Origin of the sequence: Actinomadura rubrobrunea NBRC 15275 (assembly GCF_001552235.1) — a bacterium.
Classification (GTDB): domain Bacteria; phylum Actinomycetota; class Actinomycetes; order Streptosporangiales; family Streptosporangiaceae; genus Spirillospora; species Spirillospora viridilutea.
Genome location: NZ_BCQU01000016.1, coordinates 34,303 through 54,098, shown reverse-complemented (window position 1 = coordinate 54,098; position 19,796 = coordinate 34,303). Strand labels below are relative to the sequence as shown.

The window sequence follows — 19,796 nt, the reverse complement described above, 5'->3', positions numbered from 1 at the left end:
GGGAGTTGGCTCTCATCGGGACGATCTCGGGCGAGGGTCTCGGCGTCCCATTCCCCGGAGGGAAGCGCATGGTGTCGATCGTCGAGGCCGCGGTCAAGGCTCTCAAGAACGCGCAGCGGGGCCACCGGGAGGGCAGGGCGCGCCTGAAGGAATTGCGGGGTCCGCTGACCGAACTGGCCGATGAAGGGGATGTCCGGGCGCAGTACGCGCTGGGCGCCGTCGCCCTGGAACTGGACGACGCGCACACCGCGCTGCGCTACTGGACGCTGGCGGCCGAACAGGGCGACCCGGCGGCGCTGCGGGCGATCGGGCATCTGTACGCAGCCGGCCGGGGTGTTCCGCGCGACGTGGAGAAGGCGGCCGAACACTTCCGGTCCGCCGCCGCCGCGGGGGAGCACGGCGCCATGTACGACCTGGCGCTGCTCCATCTCAAGGAGGACGGGCTCGCCGGGCGCATGAGCCGGGACGAAGCGGCGTCCCTGCTGGAGACCGCCGCCGGGCACGGGCTGGCGGAGGCGGCCGTGGAGCTGGGCAATCTGCTCGCCGAGGACGGCCGGGACGACGAGGCGCTGCGGTGGTATCTGCGGGCCGCCCACGCCGGGCACGCGCGCGCCATGTTCGTGGCCGGGTGCTGGTACCGCGACGGGCACGGCACCGACCCCGATCCGGTGCAGGCCGTGCGGTGGTTCCTGGCGATGCTCGGCGCGGGGTGCGGGGACGGCGTGCACGAGGCGATCCAGCTCGCCGACTCCATGACCGACGAGGAGATCCGCCGGGCCGCCGAGCTCGCCGGGGATCCGATCTGCGGCGACGCCCTCGTCTCCACGGTGCGGGGACGCGCCCCGCTCGACTAGCGCTTTCGGCGCCGTCGTGAAAGCTTTCACGGACGGATGACGAGTCGTCGACCCCGGGTTAGCATCCGCATGGGAGCGCTCCCAATCCGGCATTCCCCCCCGCCACCGGAACGGAGAACGCGCCATGCGCTTCAAGCGAATGCTCCGCCGTGCCCTGACCGTCGCGTCCGCCGCGGCCCTCGTGCCGGTCCTGTGGGTCGACACCGCGTCCGCCCACGGCTCCGTCATCGACCCGGCGTCCCGCAACTACGGCTGCTGGCTGCGCTGGGGCAACGACCACCTGAACCCCGCGATGCGGGAGCAGGACCCGATGTGCTGGCAGGCGTTCCAGGACAACCCCAACGCCATGTGGAACTGGAACGGCCTGTACAAGAACAACGTCGGCGGCAACCACCAGGCCGCGGTGCCCGACGGCCAGCTGTGCAGCGGCGGCCTGGCCGAGGGCGGCCGGTACCGCTCGCTGGACACCCCCGGTCCGTGGACGATGACGGACGTCGGCACCACCTTCACGATCAACCTGTACGACCAGGCCAGCCACGGCGCCGACTACATCCGCGTCTACGTGACCCGCCAGGGCTACGACGCCCTGACCCAGCCGCTGCGCTGGAGCGACCTGGAGCTGGTCCGTGAGACCGGCCGGTACGCGCCCAGCAACAACTACGTGGTGCCCAACGTGAGCGCGCCCGGCCGCAGCGGCCGCCACGTCGTGTTCACCATCTGGCAGGCGTCGCACATGGACCAGACGTACTACATCTGCAGCGACGTCAACTTCCGCTGATCCGCCGAGGCGCCGTCCGGCGCCGCCCGCGTCCCGCCGGAAGCCGCGCCGCAGCCGGCGGGACGCGCCTGTTCCCGGGCAGGCAGGCGCACGGTGACGACGAGCCCGCCGCCCGCTCGGGGCTCGGCGGTGACCGTCCCTCCGTGGGCTCTGGCCGTGGCGCGGACGATCGACAGGCCCAGGCCCGAACCCCGGTCGGAGCGCACCCGGTCGGTGCCGAGGCGGCGGAACGGCTCGAAGATGGTCTCCGCCTCGTAGGGCGGGACGACCGGCCCGGTGTTGACGACCACGAGTTCGGCCCAGCCGGCGCGGCGGCGCGTGGCGACCGACAGCGACCCGTCCCGATGGTTGTGCCTGATCGCGTTCTCCACCAGGTTCTGCACGAGCCGCTCGATCAGCACGGGGTCGCCCGCCGTCGGCGCCGGCTCCAGCGCGCGGGACGCGCTGACGCCGCGGGACGACGCCTCCGCCGCGGCCTGGTCGAGGACGTGCCCGGCCACGTCGGCCAGGTCGAGGGGACTGGTGTCGGTCACCGCGTTCTCGCTGTCGGCCAGCGTGAGCAGCCCGTCGATGAGCCGTTCGTGCCGGCCGTTGACCACCAGCAGCGACTCGCCGAGCCGCTTGACGTCGTCGGAGGCGTCGGGACGGCGCAGCGCCACGTCGATGAGCGTGCGGTTGATGGCCAGCGGCGTGCGCAGCTCGTGCGAGGCGTTGGCGACGAAGCGGCGCTGCCCGTCGAACGCGCGGGCCAGCCGCTCCAGCATGGTGTCGAACGTGTCGGCCAGCTCCTTGACGTCGTCGCGCGGCCCCCGGTAGGCGATCCGCTCGGTGAGGTTGTGGCTGCGCGCCACCCGCCGCGCCGTCTCGGTGATCGCGTGCAGCGGGCGCAGCGCCCGGTCCGTGAACAGCCAGCCCAGCCCGAACGCGGCCGCGGTCACCACGCTCAGCGCGATGGCGCCCTGCGTGAGCACGGAGTCGAGGATCTCCTGCTGGGAGTCGTCCTTGACCCGAACGATGATGTGCTGCGCCTCCCGGGCGGAGATGAGGGTGTCCGGCGGCAGTTCGGTGAAGACCCCCTTCTTCACCACCAGCGACGTCCCCGAGGGGGGCGTCCCCGGGGTGCCCTGCCCCACCGGCCCCGACGGGGACAGGCTGTTCCTGACCAGGAAGTACGTCAGCGCCAGCAGCACCACCCCGCCGATGAGGAACAGACCGCCGTACAGCAGCGTGAGCCGGACCCGGATCGTGGGCCGGAGCCTGTGCAGCAGCGCTTTCATCGGAAACCTCCGAGGAGACCGCCGCCTTGAGGCGGCGGAGGAATCGAACGCCTGCGGTGCAGGACAGGGGCAGGCGATTCACCGTCGGGTGAATCGCCGTATCGAACAAACGACCGAAAATGAACTGATCTTGCCGTACCGTGTGCGCTGTGGCGCGGATCGTGAAGCGGGCGTACAAGTACCGCTTCTACCCGACTGGCGAGCAGGCCGAAGAACTGCTCAGGACGTTCGGCTGCGTCCGCCTGGTCTACAACAAGGCCCTTGAGGAGCGAACCCGCGCATACACCATGCAAGGGCGCCGCGTCTCCTACGCGGAGACCTCCGCGATGCTCACCGCATGGAAGCGCACCCAGGAGCTGGCGTTCTTGGGCGAGGTGTCCTCGGTCCCGTTGCAGCAGGCGCTGCGGCACCTGCAGGCGGCGTTTGTGCACTTCTTCGCCAAGCGGGCCGAATACCCCACGTTCAAGAGCAGGAAGAAGTCCCGTGCGTCGGCCGAGTACACCCGCTCGGCATTCCGCTGGCGGAACGGGCGCTTGTACCTGGCGAAGATGGACGGCCCGCTGAACATCGTGTGGTCTCGTCCCCTCCCAGAAGGTGCGGAGCCGTCCACGGTGACGGTGTCGCGCGACAACGCGGGACGCTGGTTCGTGTCCATCCTGGTCGAGGAGAAGATCCGCCCGCTGCCCCCGGTCGAGCCGGCTGTGGGGGTGGATGCGGGGGTCACGGCGCTGGTGACGCTGTCCACCGGGGAGAAGATCGTCAACCCTCAGTATGAGCGTCGGGAGCGGCGCAGGCTCGCCAAGGCGCAGCGTGCCCTGTCCCGCAAGGCCCCCGGGTCGAAGAACCGGGAGAAGGCCCGGCGACGAGTCGCCCGCATCCACGCCCGCATCGCCGACCGGCGCCGCGACTTTCTGCACAAGCTGTCGACTCGGCTCGTCCGTGAGAACCAAACGGTCGTGATCGAGGATTTGACCGTCCGCACCATGGTCCGCAACCGCTCGCTGGCCCGCAGCATCTCCGACGCGGCCTGGCGTGGGCTGCGGTCGATGCTGGAGTACAAGTGCGACTGGTACGGGCGGAACCTGCTGGTCGTGGACCGCTGGTTCCCTTCCTCCAAGCTGTGCTCGGCATGCGGCGCCTTGCGGGACACGATGCCGCTGAACGTCCGGAGGTGGGAATGCGCATGCGGCGCGGTCCACGACCGCGACGTCAACGCGGCCAGGAACATCCTCGCCGCCGGGCTGGCGGAGAGGCGAAACGCCTGTGGAGCCGGTGTAAGACCTCAAGAGAGTCCTCTCGGACGAGGCGACTGGCTGTGAAGCAGGAAGGCCAACCGGCGACGGTTGGAAGCCCCCGCCTTCAGGCGGGGGAGGAAGTCAAGGGATGCGGTACCCCACTCCCGGGACGGTCTCGATGAGCGGCGGGTCGCCCAGCTTGCGGCGCAGCTTCATGATCGTGACGCGGACGGTGTTGGTGAACGGGTCGGTGTGCTCGTCCCACACCTTCTCCAGGAGCCGCTCGGCCGACACCACGGCGCCGTCCGCGCGCAGCAGCTCGGCGAGCACGCCGAACTCCTTGCGCGCCAGGTGGACGTAGCGGCCGTCGCGGTAGACCTCCCGGCGGGCCGGGTCGAGCCGCACGCCCGCGCGTTCCAGCAGCGGCGGGTCGGCCGGGCGGGCGCGGCGGCCGAGCGCGTGCACGCGCGCCAGCAGCTCCTCGAACGCGAACGGCTTGACCAGGTAGTCGTCGGCGCCCAGGCGCAGCCCGGCGACGCGGGCCGGGACGTCGGAGGCGGCGGTGAGCATCAGCACCCGTACGTGCGCGCCGGAGTCCACCACCGCGCGGCACACGTCGTCGCCGTGCACGACCGGCAGGTCCCGGTCCAGGATGAGCACGTCGTAGTCGTTGACGCCCAGGCGTTCCAGCGCCGCGTCACCGTCGTACGCAACGTCCACCGCCAGGGCCTCGGCGCGCAGGCCCTCGGCGATCGAGTCGGCGAGCATCCGCTCGTCCTCTGCGATCAGTACCCGCACCGTGTTCCGTCCTCCGTCTCGGACCGTCTGGCGGAACAGCTTCGGACATGGCGCGTAACGCCGGCATAACGCGAATCGGTTACGGCCGGGTTATGCGCGCGGCGCTGGACTTCCGGGACGAGATTCGGCGCACAGGGCGCCGACGACGAGGAGTTCGACGATGCGACGACGGATGCTCGTGCCTTTGGCGCTGCTGCCGGCGCTCGCGCTGGGCCCCGCGGCCTGCCGCGGTGACGGCGGAAGCGATCCCGTGGGCAGCGCCCGGAAGGCGGCGGCCAGCGACCAGGACAAGATGCGCAAGTACGCCCAGTGCATGCGCGAGAACGGCGTCGACATGGACGACCCGGACCCGAACGGCGGCGGCATCAGGTTCCGCGTGCGTGGGAAGCCCGGCACCGCGAAGGGCGAGGAGACGATGAAGGCCGCCGAGGAGAAGTGCCGCCACCTGCGACCGGACGGCGGCAAACCGAAGAAGCCGTCGCCCGAAGAGCTGGCCAAGATGCGCGCGATGGCCAAGTGCATGCGCGAGCACGGGATCAACATGCCCGACCCCGATCCCGACGGCAGGGTCAGGCTCATCCGCAAGAAGGGCGAGCCCGGCCCCGAGCCGAGCAGCCCCGAGTGGCAGAAGGCGCAGAAGGAGTGCCAGAAGTACGCGCCGAGCCCCAAGGGCGGAGGCGGCGGCGCCGGCATGGTCGGCGGGAAGGCGCCGAAGTGAGCAGGACACGCAACGTGCTGGCGGGCGTCGTCGGGGCGGCGGTGATCGGCGGCGGCGGGCTGGCCGCGCTCGGGCTGGGCGGCGGCGAGCCCGACCCGGCCGCCGCGCGCGACGCGCTGCCGCCCGCCACCGCGCCCATCGAACGCACCACGCTGGTGGAGACGCAGACCGTGGAGGGGACGCTCGGCTACGGCGACACCCGGACCGTGACGGGCGCGAGCGGACGCGGCACGGTCACGTGGATCGCCTCGCCCGGAACCGTGGTGTCCCGCGGCCGGTCGGCGTACAAGGTCGACAACCGTCCCGTGCCGCTGCTGTACGGGAAGCTGCCGGTCTACCGCACGCTCGGCGAGGGCGCCGAGGGCTCCGACGTCAAGCAGCTCGAAAGCAATCTGCGGGCCCTCGGCTACACCGGCTTCACCGTGGACGACGAGTTCAGCTCCGCCACGGCCGCCGCGGTCCGGCGCTGGCAGGAGGACCTCGGCCTCCCCGAGACCGGCACGGTGACGCCCGGGTCGGTGCTGGTGGCGTCCGGCGCGATCCGCGTGGCCGAACGCAAGGCCGAGGTCGGCGACCGGGCGACCGGGCCGATCCTCACCTACACCGGCACCACCCGGGAGGTCACCATCGACCTGGACGTCAAATACCAGCGGCTGGCCCGCAAGGGCGCCCAGGTCACCGTCGAGCTGCCCGACGGCGACACCACCAAGGGCACGATCAGCGAGGTCGGCAAGGTCGCCGAGGAGGGACGGGGCGAAGACGACCCGACCACCGTCGAGGTCACCGTGGCCCTGCGCGGGCAGCGCGGGCTCGGCTCGTACGACAAGGCGCCGGTGGAGGTGCGGCTGACCGCCGATCGGCACGAGAACGTGCTGGCCGTGCCGGTCGCCGCGCTGCTCGCCCAGCCCGGCGGCGGCTACGCCGTGCAGGTGGTGGAGGGGACGCGGGTGCGCACCGTGCCCGTGGAGACCGGCGTGTTCAGCGACGGCAAGGTGGAGATCTCCGGGACCGGGCTGGCCGAGGGCATGAAGGTGGGGGTGCCCGCATGACCCCCGTCGCGGAGCTGCGCGAGGTCACCAAGACCTACCCGGGCGCGGTCACCGCGCTGCACGGGGTGTCGGTGGCGATCGCGGCGGGCGAGCTGGTCGCGGTGACCGGGCCGTCCGGGTCGGGCAAGTCGACGCTGCTGCACATGCTGGGCACGCTCGACCGGCCGAGCTCGGGATCGGTGCTCATCGACGGCCGCGAGGTGTCGCGCATGTCGGACCGGCGGCTGTCGGCGCTGCGCGCCCGGCGGATCGGGTTCGTCTTCCAGCAGTTCCACCTGGCCGCCGGGGTGAGCGCGCTCGACAACGTGGCCGACGGACTGCTGTACGCCGGCGTGCCGCTCCCGCAGCGGCGGCGCCGCGCCCGCGCCGCGCTGGAACGCGTGGGGCTCGGCCACCGGCTCGGGCACCGCCCGCACGAGCTGTCCGGCGGCGAACGGCAGCGCGTCGCGATCGCCCGGGCGACGGTCGGGGAACCGGCGATGCTGCTGGCCGACGAGCCGACCGGCGCGCTGGACTCGGCGTCCGGCGCGGGCGTGCTGGAGCTGCTGCGCGAGCTGGCCGCGTCCGGCACGGCCGTCGTGGTCATCACGCACGACCGCGACATCGCCGCGTCGCTGCCCCGGCAGGTGCGCATGCGCGACGGACGCATCGTCCACGACACCGCGGCCGCCAGGGCGGAGGCCGTGCGGTGACGCGGGCGGAGCGCGCACGGCGCGAGCAGGGCGAACGGGTCGCCCGGCTGGGGCCGCGGGACGTGCTGCGGGTGGGCGCGGCCGGGCTGCGGGCGCGTCCGCTGCGAGTGGTCCTGTCGGCGCTGGGCATCGCGATCGGCATCGCCGCGATGATCGGCGTGGTCGGCATCTCCGCGTCCAGCCGGGCGCAGCTGCAGGCCGCCCTCGACCGGCTCGGCACCAACCTGCTGACGGTCGCGCCCGGCAAGGACTTCTTCGGCGCGGACGCCGAGCTGCCCGAGACCGCCCCCGGCATGATCGGCCGGATCCCGGACGTGCTGTCGGCGTCCGCCACCGGCAAGGTCCAGGGCGCCCGGGTCTACCGCAACGACCACATCCCCAAGGGCGAGACCGGCGGCATCAGCGTGCTGGCGACGCGGCTGGACCTGCCCCGCACCGTCGGGCTGACGGTGGCCGAGGGCGCCTGGCTGAACGCGGGCACCGGCCGCTACCCGGCGGTCGTGCTGGGGTCGGAGGCGGCCCGGCGGCTCGGCATCGCCGAGCCGGGCGCGCAGGTCTGGCTCGGCGAGCAGTGGTTCACCGTCGTCGGGATCCTCGCCCCCGCCGACCTGGCCCCCGAGCTCGACTCGGCGGCCCTGGTCGGCTGGGACGCGGCGGCCGCGCGGCTGGGCTTCGACGGTCATCCCACCACCGTCTACGCCCGCGCCGCCAAGGACAGGGTCGAGGAGGTGCGCGACCTGCTGGCCGCCACCGCCAACCCCGAGGCGCCCAACGAGATCGAGGTGAGCCGTCCCTCGGACGCGCTGGCCGCCCAGTACGCCACCGACCAGGCGTTCACCGGGCTGCTGCTCGGCCTGGGCGGGGTGGCGCTGCTCGTCGGCGGCGTGGGCGTGGCCAACACCATGGTCATCTCGGTGCTGGAGCGCCGCGCCGAGATCGGCCTGCGCCGCTCCCTCGGCGCCACGCGCGGGCAGATCAGGCTGCAGTTCCTCACCGAGTCGCAGCTGCTGGCCGGGCTCGGCGGGGTCGGCGGCGTGGCCCTGGGGACCGTCGTCACGGCGGTGTTCGCGGTGCTCCAGGGGTGGCCGACGGTCGTCCCGGCGTGGGCGATGGCCGGGGGCGTCGCCGCCACCCTGGTGATCGGGGCGGTCGCCGGCCTGTACCCGGCGATCCGCGCGGCCCGGCTCGCCCCCACCGAGGCGCTCGCCGCCCCCTGAGCCGCTCGCCTGGCGCGCGCGGAAGCGCTCGTTTCCTACCATGACCTGCATGGAGTCGACGCGGGGGGTCATGAACGGGGGAGGAGCGCGGCCCGAGGACGGGCGCCGCGCCCTGGCCGAGCGCAACGACCGGCGCATCCGGGAGGCGGCGCGGGCGGTGTTCACCGCCGATCCCGAGGCGCCCGTCTCGGCGGTCGCCCGGCACGCGGGGGTCGGCATCAGCGCGCTCTACCGCCGGTACCGCAGCAAGGAGGATCTGCTTCAGCGGCTCGCCGACGAGGGCATGGACCGCTATCTCGCCGAGGTGGAGCGGGCGCTCGCCGACGACCGCGACCCCTGGACGGCGTTCGCCGACTTCATGCGCCGTTGCCTGGACATGGGCGCCGGGACGCTCGCCCTGCGGCTCGCGGGCGGCGTCCCGGCGACCGAGGAGATGACCGCCAAGGAGAGCCGGATGCGGGAGGCCACCGAGCGGCTCCTGGACCGGCTCAAGGAGGCGGGCGCGGTGCGCCGCGACATCGGGGCGGGCGACGTCGCCGTGGTCCTGGAGCACGTGCACGCCATCCGCGTCGGCGAGGACGAGCGCCTGCGGCGGCTGCGCCACCGCTACCTGACGTTCGTGCTGGCGGGGCTGCGGATGCCCGAGGACGTCGAGCTGCCCGGCCCCGCCCCCACCTGGCAGGAGGTGCGGGCCCGCTAGTCGGCGGCGGGCCCCGCGCCGTGTCCGCCGGGGCCCGCGGGGCCGAAGATGTCGGGGCTGTCGGCGCCCTCGGGGTCCAGGCGGGCCAGCAGCGTGCGCAGGATCTCGCGCAGCCGCAGCACGTCCTCGCGGCTGAGCGGGTCGAACAGCAGGCGCCGCACCTCCTCGACGTGCCCGGGCGCGGCCGCCTCCAGGACGGCGAAGCCCTCGTCGGTGAGCTGGGCGATCGTGGTGCGGCGGTCCTCGGGACGCTTGGTGCGCCGCACCCAGCCCGCCTCCTCCAGCCGGTTCACCGCGTGCGACAGGCGGCTCGGCGAGGAGCGGACGACCCCGGCCAGCTCCGTCATGGTCAGCGCGCGGCCCGGCGCCTCGGAGAGCATGGCCAGGATCACGTAGTAGGCGTGCGGCAGGCCCGAGTCGCGCTGCAGCTGGCGTTCCAGCGCCTCGTGCAGCAGCCGGGTCGTCCACAGGAAGGCCCGCCAGGTCTGCTGCTCTTCGGCGTCCAGCCAGCGCGTCCCGTCCTCGGCCATGGTCCCCCACCCTACCGCAATATTTGAAGGCTCAAGACTTGAAGCTTCAACTAATCGCGCCTATGCTCGCGCCAAGGCCCATCACAGTGTGAACGACGAGGGCATCGCCGGAAGGGGAGACCATGACCGCCCGGATGCCCGTGCTCTACCTCAGTCACGGCGCCCCGCCGCTGGCCGACGACGCGGTGTGGAGCGCCCAGCTCGCCCGCTGGGCCGCCGACCTGCCGCGGCCCCGCGCCGTCCTCATGGTGTCCGCCCACTGGGAGGAGGCCCCGCTCACGATCGGCGCCACCCGGACGGTGCCGCTGGTGTACGACTTCTGGGGCTTCCCCCGCCGCTACTACGAGGTGACCTACGCCGCGCCGGGCGCGCCCGACCTCGCCGACGACGTGCGCCGTCTGCTGCCCGGAGTGCACCACGATCCGGAACGGGGGCTCGACCACGGCGCCTACGTGCCGCTGAAGGAGATGTACCCGGACGCAGACATCCCCGTGCTGCAGATGTCCCTGCCCACCCTGGAGCCCGCGCGGCTGTTCGAGATCGGCCGCAGGCTGGCCCCGCTGCGCGACCAGGGGGTGCTGATCGTCGGCAGCGGCTTCACCACCCACAACCTGCGCGCGATGAGCCCCGAGCCCGACGCCGCGCCGCCCGCCTTCAGCGCCGAGTTCGACGACTGGGCCGAGCGGTCGGTCGCCGCCGGGGACATCGACGCCCTGCTCGACTTCCAGGCCAAGGCGCCCGCCGCGCACCTGGCCCACCCCCGCACCGAGCACTTCGCGCCCCTGTTCGTGGCGCTCGGCGCCGACGCCGACGCCGCGGACGGCGCGCGCGGGCGCTCGGTCATCGACGGCTACTGGTACGGGATGGCCAAGCGCTCCTTCCAGTTCGGCTGAGCGCCGGGCCCGGGGGCGGTCACCCCATGTCGGCGAAGCCGTCCCGCCAGCTGGCGATGCTCGGCTTCCACCCGAGCTCCTTGGCCTTGGCGTTGGACACCGGACGGCCGGTCGCGGCGGCGTGCCGCGCCGTCCCCGGCGTCGGGGCGCCCAGCGCCGCGCTGTAGACCGGCAGCCACTCGGCCGTCGTGGCGGGCTCGTCGTCGACGATGTTCACCGGGCCCGCGGGCCAGTCCAGCGCCGCCAGCGTGGCCGAGGCGGCGTCGTCGACGTGCACGAACGAGGTCCACGCCGGGGTCAGCCTCAGGCTGCCCGCCCGCACCCGCTCGGCGATCGCGCCGTCCGGCGCGTACCAGGTGCCCGGACCGTAGAACGCGCCGTAGCGCAGCACCACGCCGCGCGGCATGCGCGCGACCTCCCGCTCCAGCGCGGCGACGCCCTCGTACGGCCGCGCGGACGGGTCCAGCGGGTCGGTCTCCACGGCCGGACGCGTCCCCGGCACGTACAGCCAGGCGATGCTCTGCGCGATCATCACCTCCACGTCCGCGGCCAGCGCCGCGTCCACCAGGTTGCGGGTGCCCTCCATGCGCAGCCGGGAGTTGGCGTCGAAGTCCTCGTCGGCCAGGTCGGTGAGCTGGTGGATGACCACGTCCGGCCGGGCGTCCCGCACGGCCTCGCGCAGCGCGTCGGCGTCGTAGACGTCGACGACCACGGGGGTGGCGTGCTGGTCGGCGAGGGTCCGGGCGCGCTCCGGTTTCCGGGTGGTCCCGACGACCTCGTGGCCCGCCTGCACGAGCAACGGCACCAGCCGGCGACCGATGGCCCCGGTGGCGCCGGCGACAAAGATCTTCAAGGGGGGTACCTCCACGACAGTCACGCCGTTGTGGTCGTCACCACGGCAGGATAGTGCGGCATCGTCCGACGTCCCGTCCTCGCCGGTCGGACCGGTGGCCCCCGTGTCCGCCCGGCCGTCGGTTCGGTGGCTCTCCCACGTCGATGATGCGTCGTATGTCAGAGCGGCCGCGTGCACGGCACGCGGATCGATCCCAGCTTTCCAGGTATCGGCCGTTCCGGGAAGCGGGCGCGTCGACACGGGAGGAGGCGCCGCCGGAAAGGGAATGAGAGGGTGGGCGGGGAGGTGACGGCCGATGCGGATCACGCTGGTGCACGGAGACATCACCGAACAGCAGGTGGACGCCGTGGTGAACGCGGCCAACTCGTCGCTGCTCGGCGGGGGAGGGGTCGACGGGGCCATCCACCGCAAAGGCGGCCCGGAGATCCTCGAGGAATGCCGCAGGCTGCGCTCCGCCGAGTACGCCGGCGGCCTGCCGACCGGGCGGGCGGTGGCGACGACGGCCGGGCGGCTGCCCGCCCGCTGGGTGATCCACACGGTGGGGCCCGTCTACTCGGCCGCCGAGGACCGCTCGCATCTGCTGGCGTCCTGCTACCGGGAGTCGCTGCGCGTCGCCGACCGGCTGGGCGTGCGCTCGATCGCCTTCCCGGCGGTGTCGGCCGGGATCTACGGCTGGCCGGTGGAGGACGCGGCGCGCGTCGCGGTCGGGGCCGTCCGGAACACGACCACCGTGGTGGAGGACGTGCGCTTCGTGCTCTTCACCCCGGACGTCTACGCGGCGTTCGAGAAGGCCCTCAACGGCGCCTGAGCGCGGGCCGTGCCGCGTCGCCGCCCGTCTCGTCGCCCGTCTCGCCGCCCGTCCCGTCGCCGGTTCCGCCGGCGTCGGCGACCAGGGCGCGGGCGGCGGCGTAGTCGGCCTTGCCGTTGGGCAGGCGCAGGCCGCGCCGGGTGCGCACGAACGCCTTGGGGATCTTGTACCGGGCCAGGCGGCCGGCGCATCCGGCGCGCAGCTCGGCGTCGTCCGGGCCGTCGCCGTCCACCCGCAGGACGGCGACGATCTCGGTGCCCCACCGTTCGCTGGGCCGCCCGACGACCAGCGCGTCCCGCACGCCCGGCAGGGTGCGCAGCACCCCCTCCACCTCCTCGGCGAACACCTTCTCCCCGCCGGTGTTGATGGTGGTGGCCTCGCGTCCGTGCACCTCGACCCGGCCGTCGGCCAGCAGGCGGGCCCGGTCGCCGGGGATGACGACGCGTTCGCCCTCCACGACGCGGAAGGTCGCCGCGGTGCGCTCCGGGTCGTTGAGGTAGCCGAGCGGGAGCGCGCCGGTCTTGGCCAGCCAGCCCAGCTCGTCCTCGCCGGGGGACAGGCGGCGGGTGCGGTCGGCGCTCAGCACCCGCGCGTCCGGCCGCGGGACGAACGGGCCGTCCGACGCGCCCCGCCGGGTGACCTGGAAGCCGGACTCGGACGAGCCGAGCACGTCCACGATCCGCACGTGCGGCAGCCGCTCCTGCAGCCGCCGCGCGACGTCGGGGCTGATCGCGGCGGCCGAGTTCAGCAGCGTGCGCAGCTCGGGCAGGTCGACGCCGCCGCGCTCCAGCTCCTCCAGGATGGGGCGGGCGAACGCGTCGCCGACCACCGGCATCCGGGTGACGCGCTCGCGCGCCGCGGTGGCCACCAGGTCGGCGGCGTCCAGCCCGTCGACCCGGCCGGGGAACACCACGCAGCCGCCGGCGATCCAGGCGCCCAGCGCCGTCCACGTCCCGCCGCCGTGCATGAGCGGCGGCCCGACCAGCACCCGGTCGCGGGAGCGCGTCGCCCGCTCCACGGCCTCGTCCAGGTCGGTGATGGGCGTGCCGTCGCGGCGGGCCAGGCCGAGCGGGCCGGTCATCAGGTCGCCGATCCGCCACAGCACGCCCTTGGGCAGCCCGGTCGTCCCGCCGGTGTAGAGGATGTGCAGGTCGCCGGGGTCGGGGCGGACGCCTTCGAGCGGGCCGGCGGGCGCCTCGGCCAGCGCCGTCTCGTAGTCGAGCGCGCCGGGCAGCAGGCGTTCGCCGGACGCGTCGGGCACCTGGATGAGCAGCGCGGGGCGTTCGATCCGTTCGAGCACGCGCGCGATGACGTCGGCGAAGCACGCGTGGTACATGACGGCGCGCGGCCGGGCGTCGCCGAACAGCTGCGCCAGCTCGTCGTCGACGTACCGGTAGTTGACGTTGAACGGCGCCACGCGGGCCTTGTGCGCGGCCAGCAGCCCCTCCAGGTACGCGGGCCCGTTGTGCAGGTAGAGCGCCAGATGGTCGTGCGGCGACTCCCACGGCCGGGTCGCCGTCCCGTGGACGCCGAGGCCGTGGGCGTGCAGGACGTGCGCCAGGCGGCGGGTCCGCTCGGCCACCTCGGCCCAGGTCCGCCTCCCGCCCCGCCACACCACGCACTCCCGGTCGGGCACCGCGGCGGCGATGGCCTCGTGGAGGGTCGCAAGGTCCAGCTGCGGCATCGGCACTCCTTCGCGTCGCGCTCACGGAGTACCGTAACCGAATACTTACCGAATTCGGTTCGGCGGAGCGGGGGCGCTCAGCGGCCCGCGCCGCTCGCCGCCCGCGCGCCCCGGTCGACGGTCTCCAACCGCGTCGTACCCTCGCCGATCCGGAAGGTGCGCAGCGTCAGCAGCTCCGGCGTCTCCGCCGAGCGGATCGACCGCACCGCCTTCATCGTGGCCGTGATCCCCGACGGGGTGACGTCCATGACCACGTAGCCGTGCGCCGCCGAGTTGAAGTACTCCAGGTGCGGGTTGCTGCCGCGCAGCGCCCACGTCAGGTCCGCCTCCGGCGGCACCAGCCACCCGCCCTGCCCGAACGTCGCCATCTCCGTCAGGTTGGACGAGGTGACCGAGCCGCCCAGCAGGCTGACCCCGACCGGCGGCTGCGCCGGGTCGTCGAAGTCCGGCCGCAGGTACCCGGCGCCGAACGAGTGCAGGTCACCGGTGATGGTGACGAAGTTCGCCACGTCCCGGAACGCCGACAGGATCCGCTCGCGCTCGACCGGGAACCCGTCCCACTGGTCCATGTTCAGGAACACCTCCAGGCGCCCGCCGAGCGCCGAGCGGCCCTGGTAGCGCGCCTTGACCTGCGGGAACAGCCGCCCGATGTACAGGTCGAGCAGCTTGAGCTGCATGCACATCACCTGGTTGCCCCACACCTTCCAGGTGGCGGTGGACGAGGTGACCTGGTCGATGAACCAGTCGCGCTGCCGGGCGCCGAGCATCGTGCGCGACGGGTCCAGCCGCTCGGCGCAGCCCGGCGTCAGGTAGCGGTCGAAGAACTCGCGCAGGCCGCACGGCGGCCCGCTGCGGTAGGTGCGCTCGTCCGTCAGCACCAGGTCCATCAGGTCGCCGAACCGCAGCGTCCGGTAGATCGTGAGGGCGTCCAGCGGGCCGCCGGACGGGTCGAACCGGGCGCCCGCCGTGGAGTACTCCGACCACGCCCGCACCGCCGCCAGCTTCCGGTCCGGGGCGTAGTTGGCCTGCTCGTCCTCGGTGTCGGTGTCGTACGCCCCGTAGCAGTCGTTGGCGAACTCGTGGTCGTCCCAGATCTGGATCATCGTGAAGCGCTCGTGCAGGCGCTGCAGGTCGGGGTCCGACCGGTACACCTTGTAGAGCGCGCGGTAGTCGTCCAGGGTCTCGGCGCGGGTGCGGCCGCTGGGCAGCTCGATGGTGCGCACCTGGGCGTTCTGGAAGCTGGGATCGCCCGTGGTCTCGTAGATGTAGTCGCCGAGGTGGACGATGAAGTCGACGTCCTCCTCGGCCAGGTGCCGCAGCGCCGTGTAGTAGCCGTTGGTGTAGTCCTGGCACGAGATGTAGCCGAAGCGCAGGCCGCTCAGGGACGCGCCGGGCGCGGGCAGCGTGCGGAATCGGCCCGTCCGGCTCGCGGTGCCGCCGACGATGAACCGGTAGTGGTACGTCCGCCACGGTTTCAGCGCCTGGGCGGCGACCCGCACCTTGACCGTGAAGTCGCGGCTCTCCTCCGCCGTGGCCACGCCCCGCACCAGCGGGCTCGCGAACGCCGGGTCGGCCGCGATCTCGTACGCCACGGTCGGCGTCGCCCGCGCCACGTCCGGCGCGACCCGCGTCCACAGCACCGCCCCGTCCGGCGCCGGGTCGCCCGACGCCACGCTCTGCGGGAACACCTCCTCGGCCCGCCGCCCGCCGCGGATCTGGAACAGCCGCGCCACCGCGTCGGGGCCGCCGGCCTCGGCGGGCACCGCCTCGCCCACCGACCACGTCACGGCCGCGGCGAACGACAGACCGAGGAACGAACGGCGGGACACCCGAGTCACGGCGACCTCCGCGGGGATCGAGGACCTTGATCGACGCAACCCTGACGGTGACGGACGAGCACCCGGTAATCAACAACCCTCGGCCAGGCGGCGTGGCCGGAACCGGCAACCGACACGGCACAATCACTGGGTGACCCCCCGCACGACCAAGCCCCGGGGCGAGGTCACCCGGGGCACCACCGCCCCCAACCGGCTCCGCCGCGTGGACCGCTGGATCGCCGCCACCCAGACCGGCCCGCTGCGCACCGGCGCGCGTCCTCTCGTCGTCGACCTCGGGTACGGCGCGTCCCCCGTCACGACGGTCGAGCTCTACACGCGCCTCCGGCGGGTCTCCCCGCATGTGGACGTCACCGGCATCGAGATCGAACCGGCCCGCGTCGCCGCCGGGCTGGCCTTCCTCGAGGCCGCGCCCGGCCGCTACGACGGCCTGTCCTTCCTGCACGGCGGCTTCGAACTGCCCGTCGACCGGCCGCCCGTGCTCGTCCGCGCCTTCAACGTGCTGCGGCAGTACGACGAGGCCGCGGCCTGGCGGGCGTGGGACGAGCTGGGCGCGCGCCTGGCCCCCGGCGGCGTGCTGGTCGAGGGCACCTGCGACGAGATCGGCCGCCGCGCCGTCTGGGTGGCCCTGCGCGAGGGCCGCCCCCGCACGATCACCTTCGCCGCCCACGTGCCGTCGCTGGAACGCCCCTCCGACCTCGCCGAACGCCTCCCCAAGACCCTGATCCACCGCAACGTGCCCGGGGAGCGCGTGCACGCGCTGCTCACCGACTTCGACCGCTGCTGGGCGACGGCCGCGCCGTACTCGGTGTTCGGCCCCCGCGTCCGGTGGATCGAGGCCGTCCGCCTCCTCGCCCGCACCCACCCCGTCCTCACCAGCCCGCCCTACGGCGGCCGGGCGCGCTGGCGCCTCGGCGAGGTCACCCTCCCCTGGCACACCGTCGCCCCCGCCGCCTGACGCCGCGCGGCGATCCGCGCGCCGACGTCGGCCTTGCGCGCGGCGCCGGCGTGCGTCCACCCGCGTGCGCGGACGACCGGGGGGCGGGGCGTGCGCCGAGGCGTCAGACGCGGTGCACCTTGTGGGCGGTGGCCTGGACGCGGGGCTGGACGTCGATGCGGTCGATGTTGACGTGCGACGGGCGGGTCACCACCCAGGCCACACAGTCGGCCACGTCCTCGGCGACCAAGGGCTCCGGCACGCCCTCGTACGGCTGCTTCGCCCGCTCCGCGTCGCCGCGGAAGCGCACCAGGGAGAACTCCTCCGTCTTCACCAGGCCCGGCGCGATCTCCGTCACCCGCACCGGCTCGGCCACCAGCTCCAGCCGCATGACCTCGTTGACGGCGTACGCGGCGGACTTGGCGGCGTTGTAGCCGGCGCCGCCCTCGTACGGCTGGTGCGCGGCCAGCGAGGTGATGTTCACCACGTGCCCGTCGCCGCTGGCGATCAGCTTGGGCAGCAGCGCCTTGGTGACCCGCAGCAGCCCCAGCACGTTGACGTCGTACATGCGGGCCCAGTCGGCGGGGTCGGCCTCGGCCACCGGCTCCAGCCCGATCGCGCCTCCGGCGTTGTTGACCAGCACGTGGCACTCGTCGACCGCCGCGGCCAGGGCGTCCACCGACTCCTGCGAGGTCACGTCCAGGGTGACCGCGGCCGCCCGCCCGGCGCCCGGCACGTTCTCGGCGATCTCCTTGGCCAGGGCGTCCAGCCGGTCGCGCCGCCGGGCCGCGAGCACCACGTGGAACCCTTCGGCGGCCAGCCGCCTGGCCGTGGCCGCCCCGATACCGCTGCTTGCTCCGGTCACTACCGCCGTCTTGCGCATGCCCCCAGCTTTCCAGGCGCGTCCCCGGCGCGTCATCGTGGAGTGAGACCGATCACGCACGGGGGCGCCGCCGCGGGGCGGGCGGCGGGAACACCGGAAGCGGTGATTAGGTTGCACTACCGGAGGTGGTGTCCGGTGCCGCGTCGAATCAACCGGGTTGCGACGATCTGTGTTCACACGTCCCCGCTCGACCAGCCCGGGACCGGAGACGCGGGCGGCATGAACGTCTACGTCGTGGAGGTCGCCAAACGGCTCGCGGCCCGCGGCGTCGAGGTCGACGTCTTCACCCGCGCCACCTCCCGCGCCCTCCCGCCCGTCGTCGAACTGGCCCCCGGCGTGCTCGTGCGCAACGTCGTCGCCGGGCCGTTCGAAGAGCTGGAGAAGACCGAGCTGCCCCGCTACCTGTGCGGCTTCACCAGCGAGGTGCTGCGCGCCGAGGCCGACCACGATCCCGGCCACTACGACCTCCTGCACACCCACTACTGGCTGTCCGGGCAGGCCGGCTGGGCCGCCAAACGCCGGTGGGGCGTGCCGCTGGTGCACTCGATGCACACCATGGCCAAGGTCAAGAACGCCGCGCTGGCCGACGGCGACACGCCCGAGCCGCGCGAACGCGTCCTCGGCGAGGAGCAGGTCGTGCAGACCGCCGACCGGCTCGTCGCCAACACCGCCAAGGAGGCCAGGGAGCTCACCGGCCTGTACGGCGCGTCGCCGTCCCGCGTCGAGGTCGTGACGCCCGGCGTGGACCTGTCGGTGTTCCGGCCCGGCGCCGCGCTGACCCGCGGCCTGCCGCCGCATCGCAGCGCGGCGGCCCGGCGCCGCCTCGGACTGCCGCGCGACGCGTACGTGCTGCTGTTCGTCGGCCGGATCCAGCCGCTCAAGGCGCCGGACGTGCTGCTGCGCGCCGCCGCGCGGATGCTCGAGGACGATCCGCGGCTGCGCGGCCGGCTGGTCGTCGCGGTGGTCGGCGGGCCCAGCGGCAGCGCCCGGTGCCGCCCCGAAGGCCTGCACGCCCTGGCCGCCGAGCTGGGGCTCACCGACGTGGTGCGCTTCGAGCCGCCCCGCCCGCAACCGGAGCTGGCCGACTGGTACCGGGCCGCGGACGTCACCGTCGTCCCCTCGCACAACGAGTCGTTCGGCCTGGTGGCGGTCGAGTCGCAGGCGTGCGGCACGCCCGTGGTCGCCGCCGCCGTCGGCGGGCTGTGCACGGCCGTGCGGGACGGGGAGTCCGGCGTCCTCGTCTCCGGGCACGACCCCGCCGACTACGCCGCCGTCCTGCGCCGCCTGTACGACGAGCCCCGCCTGCACGCCCGCCTGGCCCGCGGCGCCGTCCGGCACGCCCAGCGCTTCGGCTGGGACGCCACCGTGGACCGCCTGCTGGAGGTGTATACCGGTGCACTGTCCACGTTCTCCACGTCCCGGGTCCCCGCCGGGGTGACGGTGTGAGGGAGCCGCGGCGACGCGGGAGCGAGGAGCGAGGCGGCGCCGGGACGGGGCCGCGCAGGCGAGTGGGAGGCAGAGCATGACCGGCGGTTCCGATCCGGTTTCGGTGATCGAGGAGACGCTGCGGGCGGCGGAGCTCGAGTACGAGGTGCCGCGCGAGGGCGCGTTCTTCGTCAAGCTGCCCGGCCGGCACAAGCTCGCCACCATGACGTGGCTCATCGTGGGCGACCACAGCCTGCACGTCGAGGCGTTCTTCTGCCGCCGCCCCGACGAGAACCACGCCGAGTTCTACCGCTTCCTGCTGGAGCGCAACGGCCGCATGTACGGGGTGAGCTTCGCCCTGGACCAGATCGGCGACGTCTACCTGGTGGGCCGCGTCCCGCTGGGCTCGGTCACCCCCGAGGAGATCGACCGGCTGCTCGGCTGCGTGCTGACCTACTCCGACGACAACTTCGACAAGGCGCTGGAGCTCGGCTTCAAGACCTCCATCCAGCGCGAGTGGGACTGGCGGGTCAAGCGCGGCGAGAGCCTGGCCAACCTGCGCGCCTTCGCCTCCTTCGCCGACCCGGCGAACCGCGACCCGAGCTGACGCCCCGTTCACACGGGGTGGAT

At 73.6% G+C, this 19,796-nt stretch carries 19 protein-coding genes and 1 pseudogene; 13 read left to right on the top strand and 7 right to left on the bottom strand.

Annotation, left to right across the window (positions count from 1 at the left end; genetic code table 11):
• Positions 1–68 precede the first annotated feature (68 nt).
• Together AR3_RS07250 and AR3_RS07245 are read left to right on the top strand one after the other, a co-directional pair.
• Complete coding sequence (locus tag AR3_RS07250) at positions 69–854, top strand: tetratricopeptide repeat protein (RefSeq protein ID WP_067910400.1); 786 nt, start codon at positions 69–71, stop codon at positions 852–854.
• 124 nt (positions 855–978) lie between these two features.
• The gene (locus tag AR3_RS07245; RefSeq protein ID WP_067910397.1) at positions 979–1,632 is read left to right on the top strand and encodes a lytic polysaccharide monooxygenase auxiliary activity family 9 protein; all 654 of its coding nucleotides are present in this window, start codon (positions 979–981) and stop codon (positions 1,630–1,632) included.
• On the opposite strand, the gene AR3_RS07240 is transcribed toward AR3_RS07245, so the two are convergent.
• Positions 1,602–2,909, bottom strand: coding sequence for a sensor histidine kinase (locus tag AR3_RS07240; RefSeq protein WP_083951036.1), 1,308 nt, complete (start codon positions 2,907–2,909; stop codon positions 1,602–1,604). The two genes, AR3_RS07245 and AR3_RS07240, sit on opposite strands and share 31 nt — an antisense overlap.
• 149 nt (positions 2,910–3,058) lie before the next feature.
• On the opposite strand from AR3_RS07240, the pseudogene AR3_RS07235 reads away from it, so the two are divergent.
• Positions 3,059–4,326: pseudogene (locus tag AR3_RS07235) on the top strand (RNA-guided endonuclease InsQ/TnpB family protein).
• Here AR3_RS07235 and AR3_RS07230 read toward each other — a convergent pair.
• On the bottom strand, positions 4,286–4,942 hold the full coding sequence (locus AR3_RS07230; RefSeq protein WP_083951035.1) for a response regulator transcription factor: 657 nt from the start codon (positions 4,940–4,942) through the stop codon (positions 4,286–4,288). The pseudogene AR3_RS07235 and the gene AR3_RS07230 sit on opposite strands and share 41 nt — an antisense overlap.
• 160 nt (positions 4,943–5,102) lie before the next feature.
• Between AR3_RS07230 and AR3_RS07225 the strand changes: the two genes are divergently transcribed.
• From AR3_RS07225 to AR3_RS07205, 5 genes are read left to right on the top strand one after another with little or no spacing between them, the layout of a single operon-like run.
• Positions 5,103–5,660, top strand: coding sequence for a hypothetical protein (locus AR3_RS07225; RefSeq protein ID WP_174545429.1), 558 nt, complete (start codon positions 5,103–5,105; stop codon positions 5,658–5,660).
• The gene (locus AR3_RS07220) at positions 5,657–6,709 is read left to right on the top strand and encodes a peptidoglycan-binding protein (RefSeq protein WP_067910388.1); all 1,053 of its coding nucleotides are present in this window, start codon (positions 5,657–5,659) and stop codon (positions 6,707–6,709) included. Before AR3_RS07225 ends, AR3_RS07220 begins: the two co-directional genes overlap by 4 nt.
• Entirely contained in the window at positions 6,706–7,401 is a 696-nt protein-coding gene (locus AR3_RS07215; RefSeq protein ID WP_067910385.1) for an ABC transporter ATP-binding protein, read from the top strand. The genes AR3_RS07220 and AR3_RS07215 overlap by 4 nt, the downstream gene beginning before the upstream one ends.
• Entirely contained in the window at positions 7,398–8,618 is a 1,221-nt protein-coding gene (locus AR3_RS07210; protein WP_067910382.1) for an ABC transporter permease, read from the top strand. Before AR3_RS07215 ends, AR3_RS07210 begins: the two co-directional genes overlap by 4 nt.
• A 49-nt stretch (positions 8,619–8,667) precedes the next feature.
• Positions 8,668–9,318 carry a TetR/AcrR family transcriptional regulator gene (locus tag AR3_RS07205; protein WP_217998476.1) on the top strand — a complete coding sequence of 217 codons (651 nt, stop codon included), beginning with the start codon at positions 8,668–8,670 and terminating at the stop codon, positions 9,316–9,318.
• Here AR3_RS07205 and AR3_RS07200 read toward each other — a convergent pair.
• Complete coding sequence (locus AR3_RS07200) at positions 9,315–9,848, bottom strand: MarR family winged helix-turn-helix transcriptional regulator (protein WP_106258793.1); 534 nt, start codon at positions 9,846–9,848, stop codon at positions 9,315–9,317. The genes AR3_RS07205 and AR3_RS07200 overlap by 4 nt on opposite strands.
• A gap of 122 nt (positions 9,849–9,970) precedes the next feature.
• Between AR3_RS07200 and AR3_RS07195 the strand changes: the two genes are divergently transcribed.
• Positions 9,971–10,741, top strand: a complete 771-nt coding sequence (locus AR3_RS07195; protein ID WP_067910380.1) for a dioxygenase family protein — start codon at positions 9,971–9,973, stop codon at positions 10,739–10,741.
• A gap of 19 nt (positions 10,742–10,760) precedes the next feature.
• Here the strand turns inward: AR3_RS07195 and AR3_RS07190 are convergent, their stop codons facing one another.
• A complete protein-coding gene (locus tag AR3_RS07190; protein WP_067910377.1) occupies positions 10,761–11,594 on the bottom strand; it encodes an NAD-dependent epimerase/dehydratase family protein in 834 nt (277 codons plus the stop codon).
• A gap of 295 nt (positions 11,595–11,889) precedes the next feature.
• Here AR3_RS07190 and AR3_RS07185 point away from each other — a divergent pair, with 295 nt between their 5' ends.
• Positions 11,890–12,402, top strand: a complete 513-nt coding sequence (locus AR3_RS07185; RefSeq protein ID WP_067910374.1) for an O-acetyl-ADP-ribose deacetylase — start codon at positions 11,890–11,892, stop codon at positions 12,400–12,402.
• Here the strand turns inward: AR3_RS07185 and AR3_RS07180 are convergent.
• Positions 12,389–14,086, bottom strand: coding sequence for an AMP-binding protein (locus tag AR3_RS07180; RefSeq protein ID WP_083951033.1), 1,698 nt, complete (start codon positions 14,084–14,086; stop codon positions 12,389–12,391). The two genes, AR3_RS07185 and AR3_RS07180, sit on opposite strands and share 14 nt — an antisense overlap.
• 77 nt (positions 14,087–14,163) lie before the next feature.
• Entirely contained in the window at positions 14,164–15,924 is a 1,761-nt protein-coding gene (locus tag AR3_RS07175) for an alkaline phosphatase D family protein (protein WP_169803794.1), read from the bottom strand.
• A gap of 130 nt (positions 15,925–16,054) precedes the next feature.
• On the opposite strand from AR3_RS07175, the gene AR3_RS07170 reads away from it, so the two are divergent.
• A complete protein-coding gene (locus AR3_RS07170) occupies positions 16,055–16,879 on the top strand; it encodes a class I SAM-dependent methyltransferase (protein ID WP_067910368.1) in 825 nt (274 codons plus the stop codon).
• A 103-nt stretch (positions 16,880–16,982) separates the two neighbouring features.
• Here AR3_RS07170 and AR3_RS07165 read toward each other — a convergent pair whose 3' ends face one another.
• A complete protein-coding gene (locus tag AR3_RS07165; RefSeq protein WP_067910365.1) occupies positions 16,983–17,741 on the bottom strand; it encodes an SDR family NAD(P)-dependent oxidoreductase in 759 nt (252 codons plus the stop codon).
• A gap of 135 nt (positions 17,742–17,876) precedes the next feature.
• Between AR3_RS07165 and mshA the strand changes: the two genes are divergently transcribed.
• Complete coding sequence (gene mshA, locus AR3_RS07160; RefSeq protein ID WP_067910362.1) at positions 17,877–19,187, top strand: D-inositol-3-phosphate glycosyltransferase; 1,311 nt, start codon at positions 17,877–17,879, stop codon at positions 19,185–19,187.
• A gap of 76 nt (positions 19,188–19,263) precedes the next feature.
• Positions 19,264–19,773, top strand: coding sequence for a type III secretion system chaperone family protein (locus AR3_RS07155; RefSeq protein WP_067910359.1), 510 nt, complete (start codon positions 19,264–19,266; stop codon positions 19,771–19,773).
• Positions 19,774–19,796 lie beyond the last annotated feature (23 nt).

Bases quoted from the DNA above. Each gene is read 5' to 3' on its own strand.
- AR3_RS07250 (WP_067910400.1), top strand. From the start codon at position 69: ATGGTGTCGATCGTCGAGGCCGCGGTCAAGGCTCTCAAGAACGCGCAG.
- AR3_RS07245 (WP_067910397.1), top strand. From the start codon at position 979: ATGCGCTTCAAGCGAATGCTCCGCCGTGCCCTGACCGTCGCGTCCGCC.
- AR3_RS07240 (WP_083951036.1), bottom strand. From the start codon at position 2,909: ATGAAAGCGCTGCTGCACAGGCTCCGGCCCACGATCCGGGTCCGGCTC.
- AR3_RS07225 (WP_174545429.1), top strand. From the start codon at position 5,103: ATGCGACGACGGATGCTCGTGCCTTTGGCGCTGCTGCCGGCGCTCGCG.
- AR3_RS07215 (WP_067910385.1), top strand. From the start codon at position 6,706: ATGACCCCCGTCGCGGAGCTGCGCGAGGTCACCAAGACCTACCCGGGC.
- AR3_RS07205 (WP_217998476.1), top strand. From the start codon at position 8,668: ATGGAGTCGACGCGGGGGGTCATGAACGGGGGAGGAGCGCGGCCCGAG.
- AR3_RS07200 (WP_106258793.1), bottom strand. From the start codon at position 9,848: ATGGCCGAGGACGGGACGCGCTGGCTGGACGCCGAAGAGCAGCAGACC.
- AR3_RS07195 (WP_067910380.1), top strand. From the start codon at position 9,971: ATGACCGCCCGGATGCCCGTGCTCTACCTCAGTCACGGCGCCCCGCCG.
- AR3_RS07185 (WP_067910374.1), top strand. From the start codon at position 11,890: ATGCGGATCACGCTGGTGCACGGAGACATCACCGAACAGCAGGTGGAC.
- AR3_RS07180 (WP_083951033.1), bottom strand. From the start codon at position 14,086: ATGCCGCAGCTGGACCTTGCGACCCTCCACGAGGCCATCGCCGCCGCG.
- AR3_RS07165 (WP_067910365.1), bottom strand. From the start codon at position 17,741: ATGCGCAAGACGGCGGTAGTGACCGGAGCAAGCAGCGGTATCGGGGCG.
- AR3_RS07155 (WP_067910359.1), top strand. From the start codon at position 19,264: ATGACCGGCGGTTCCGATCCGGTTTCGGTGATCGAGGAGACGCTGCGG.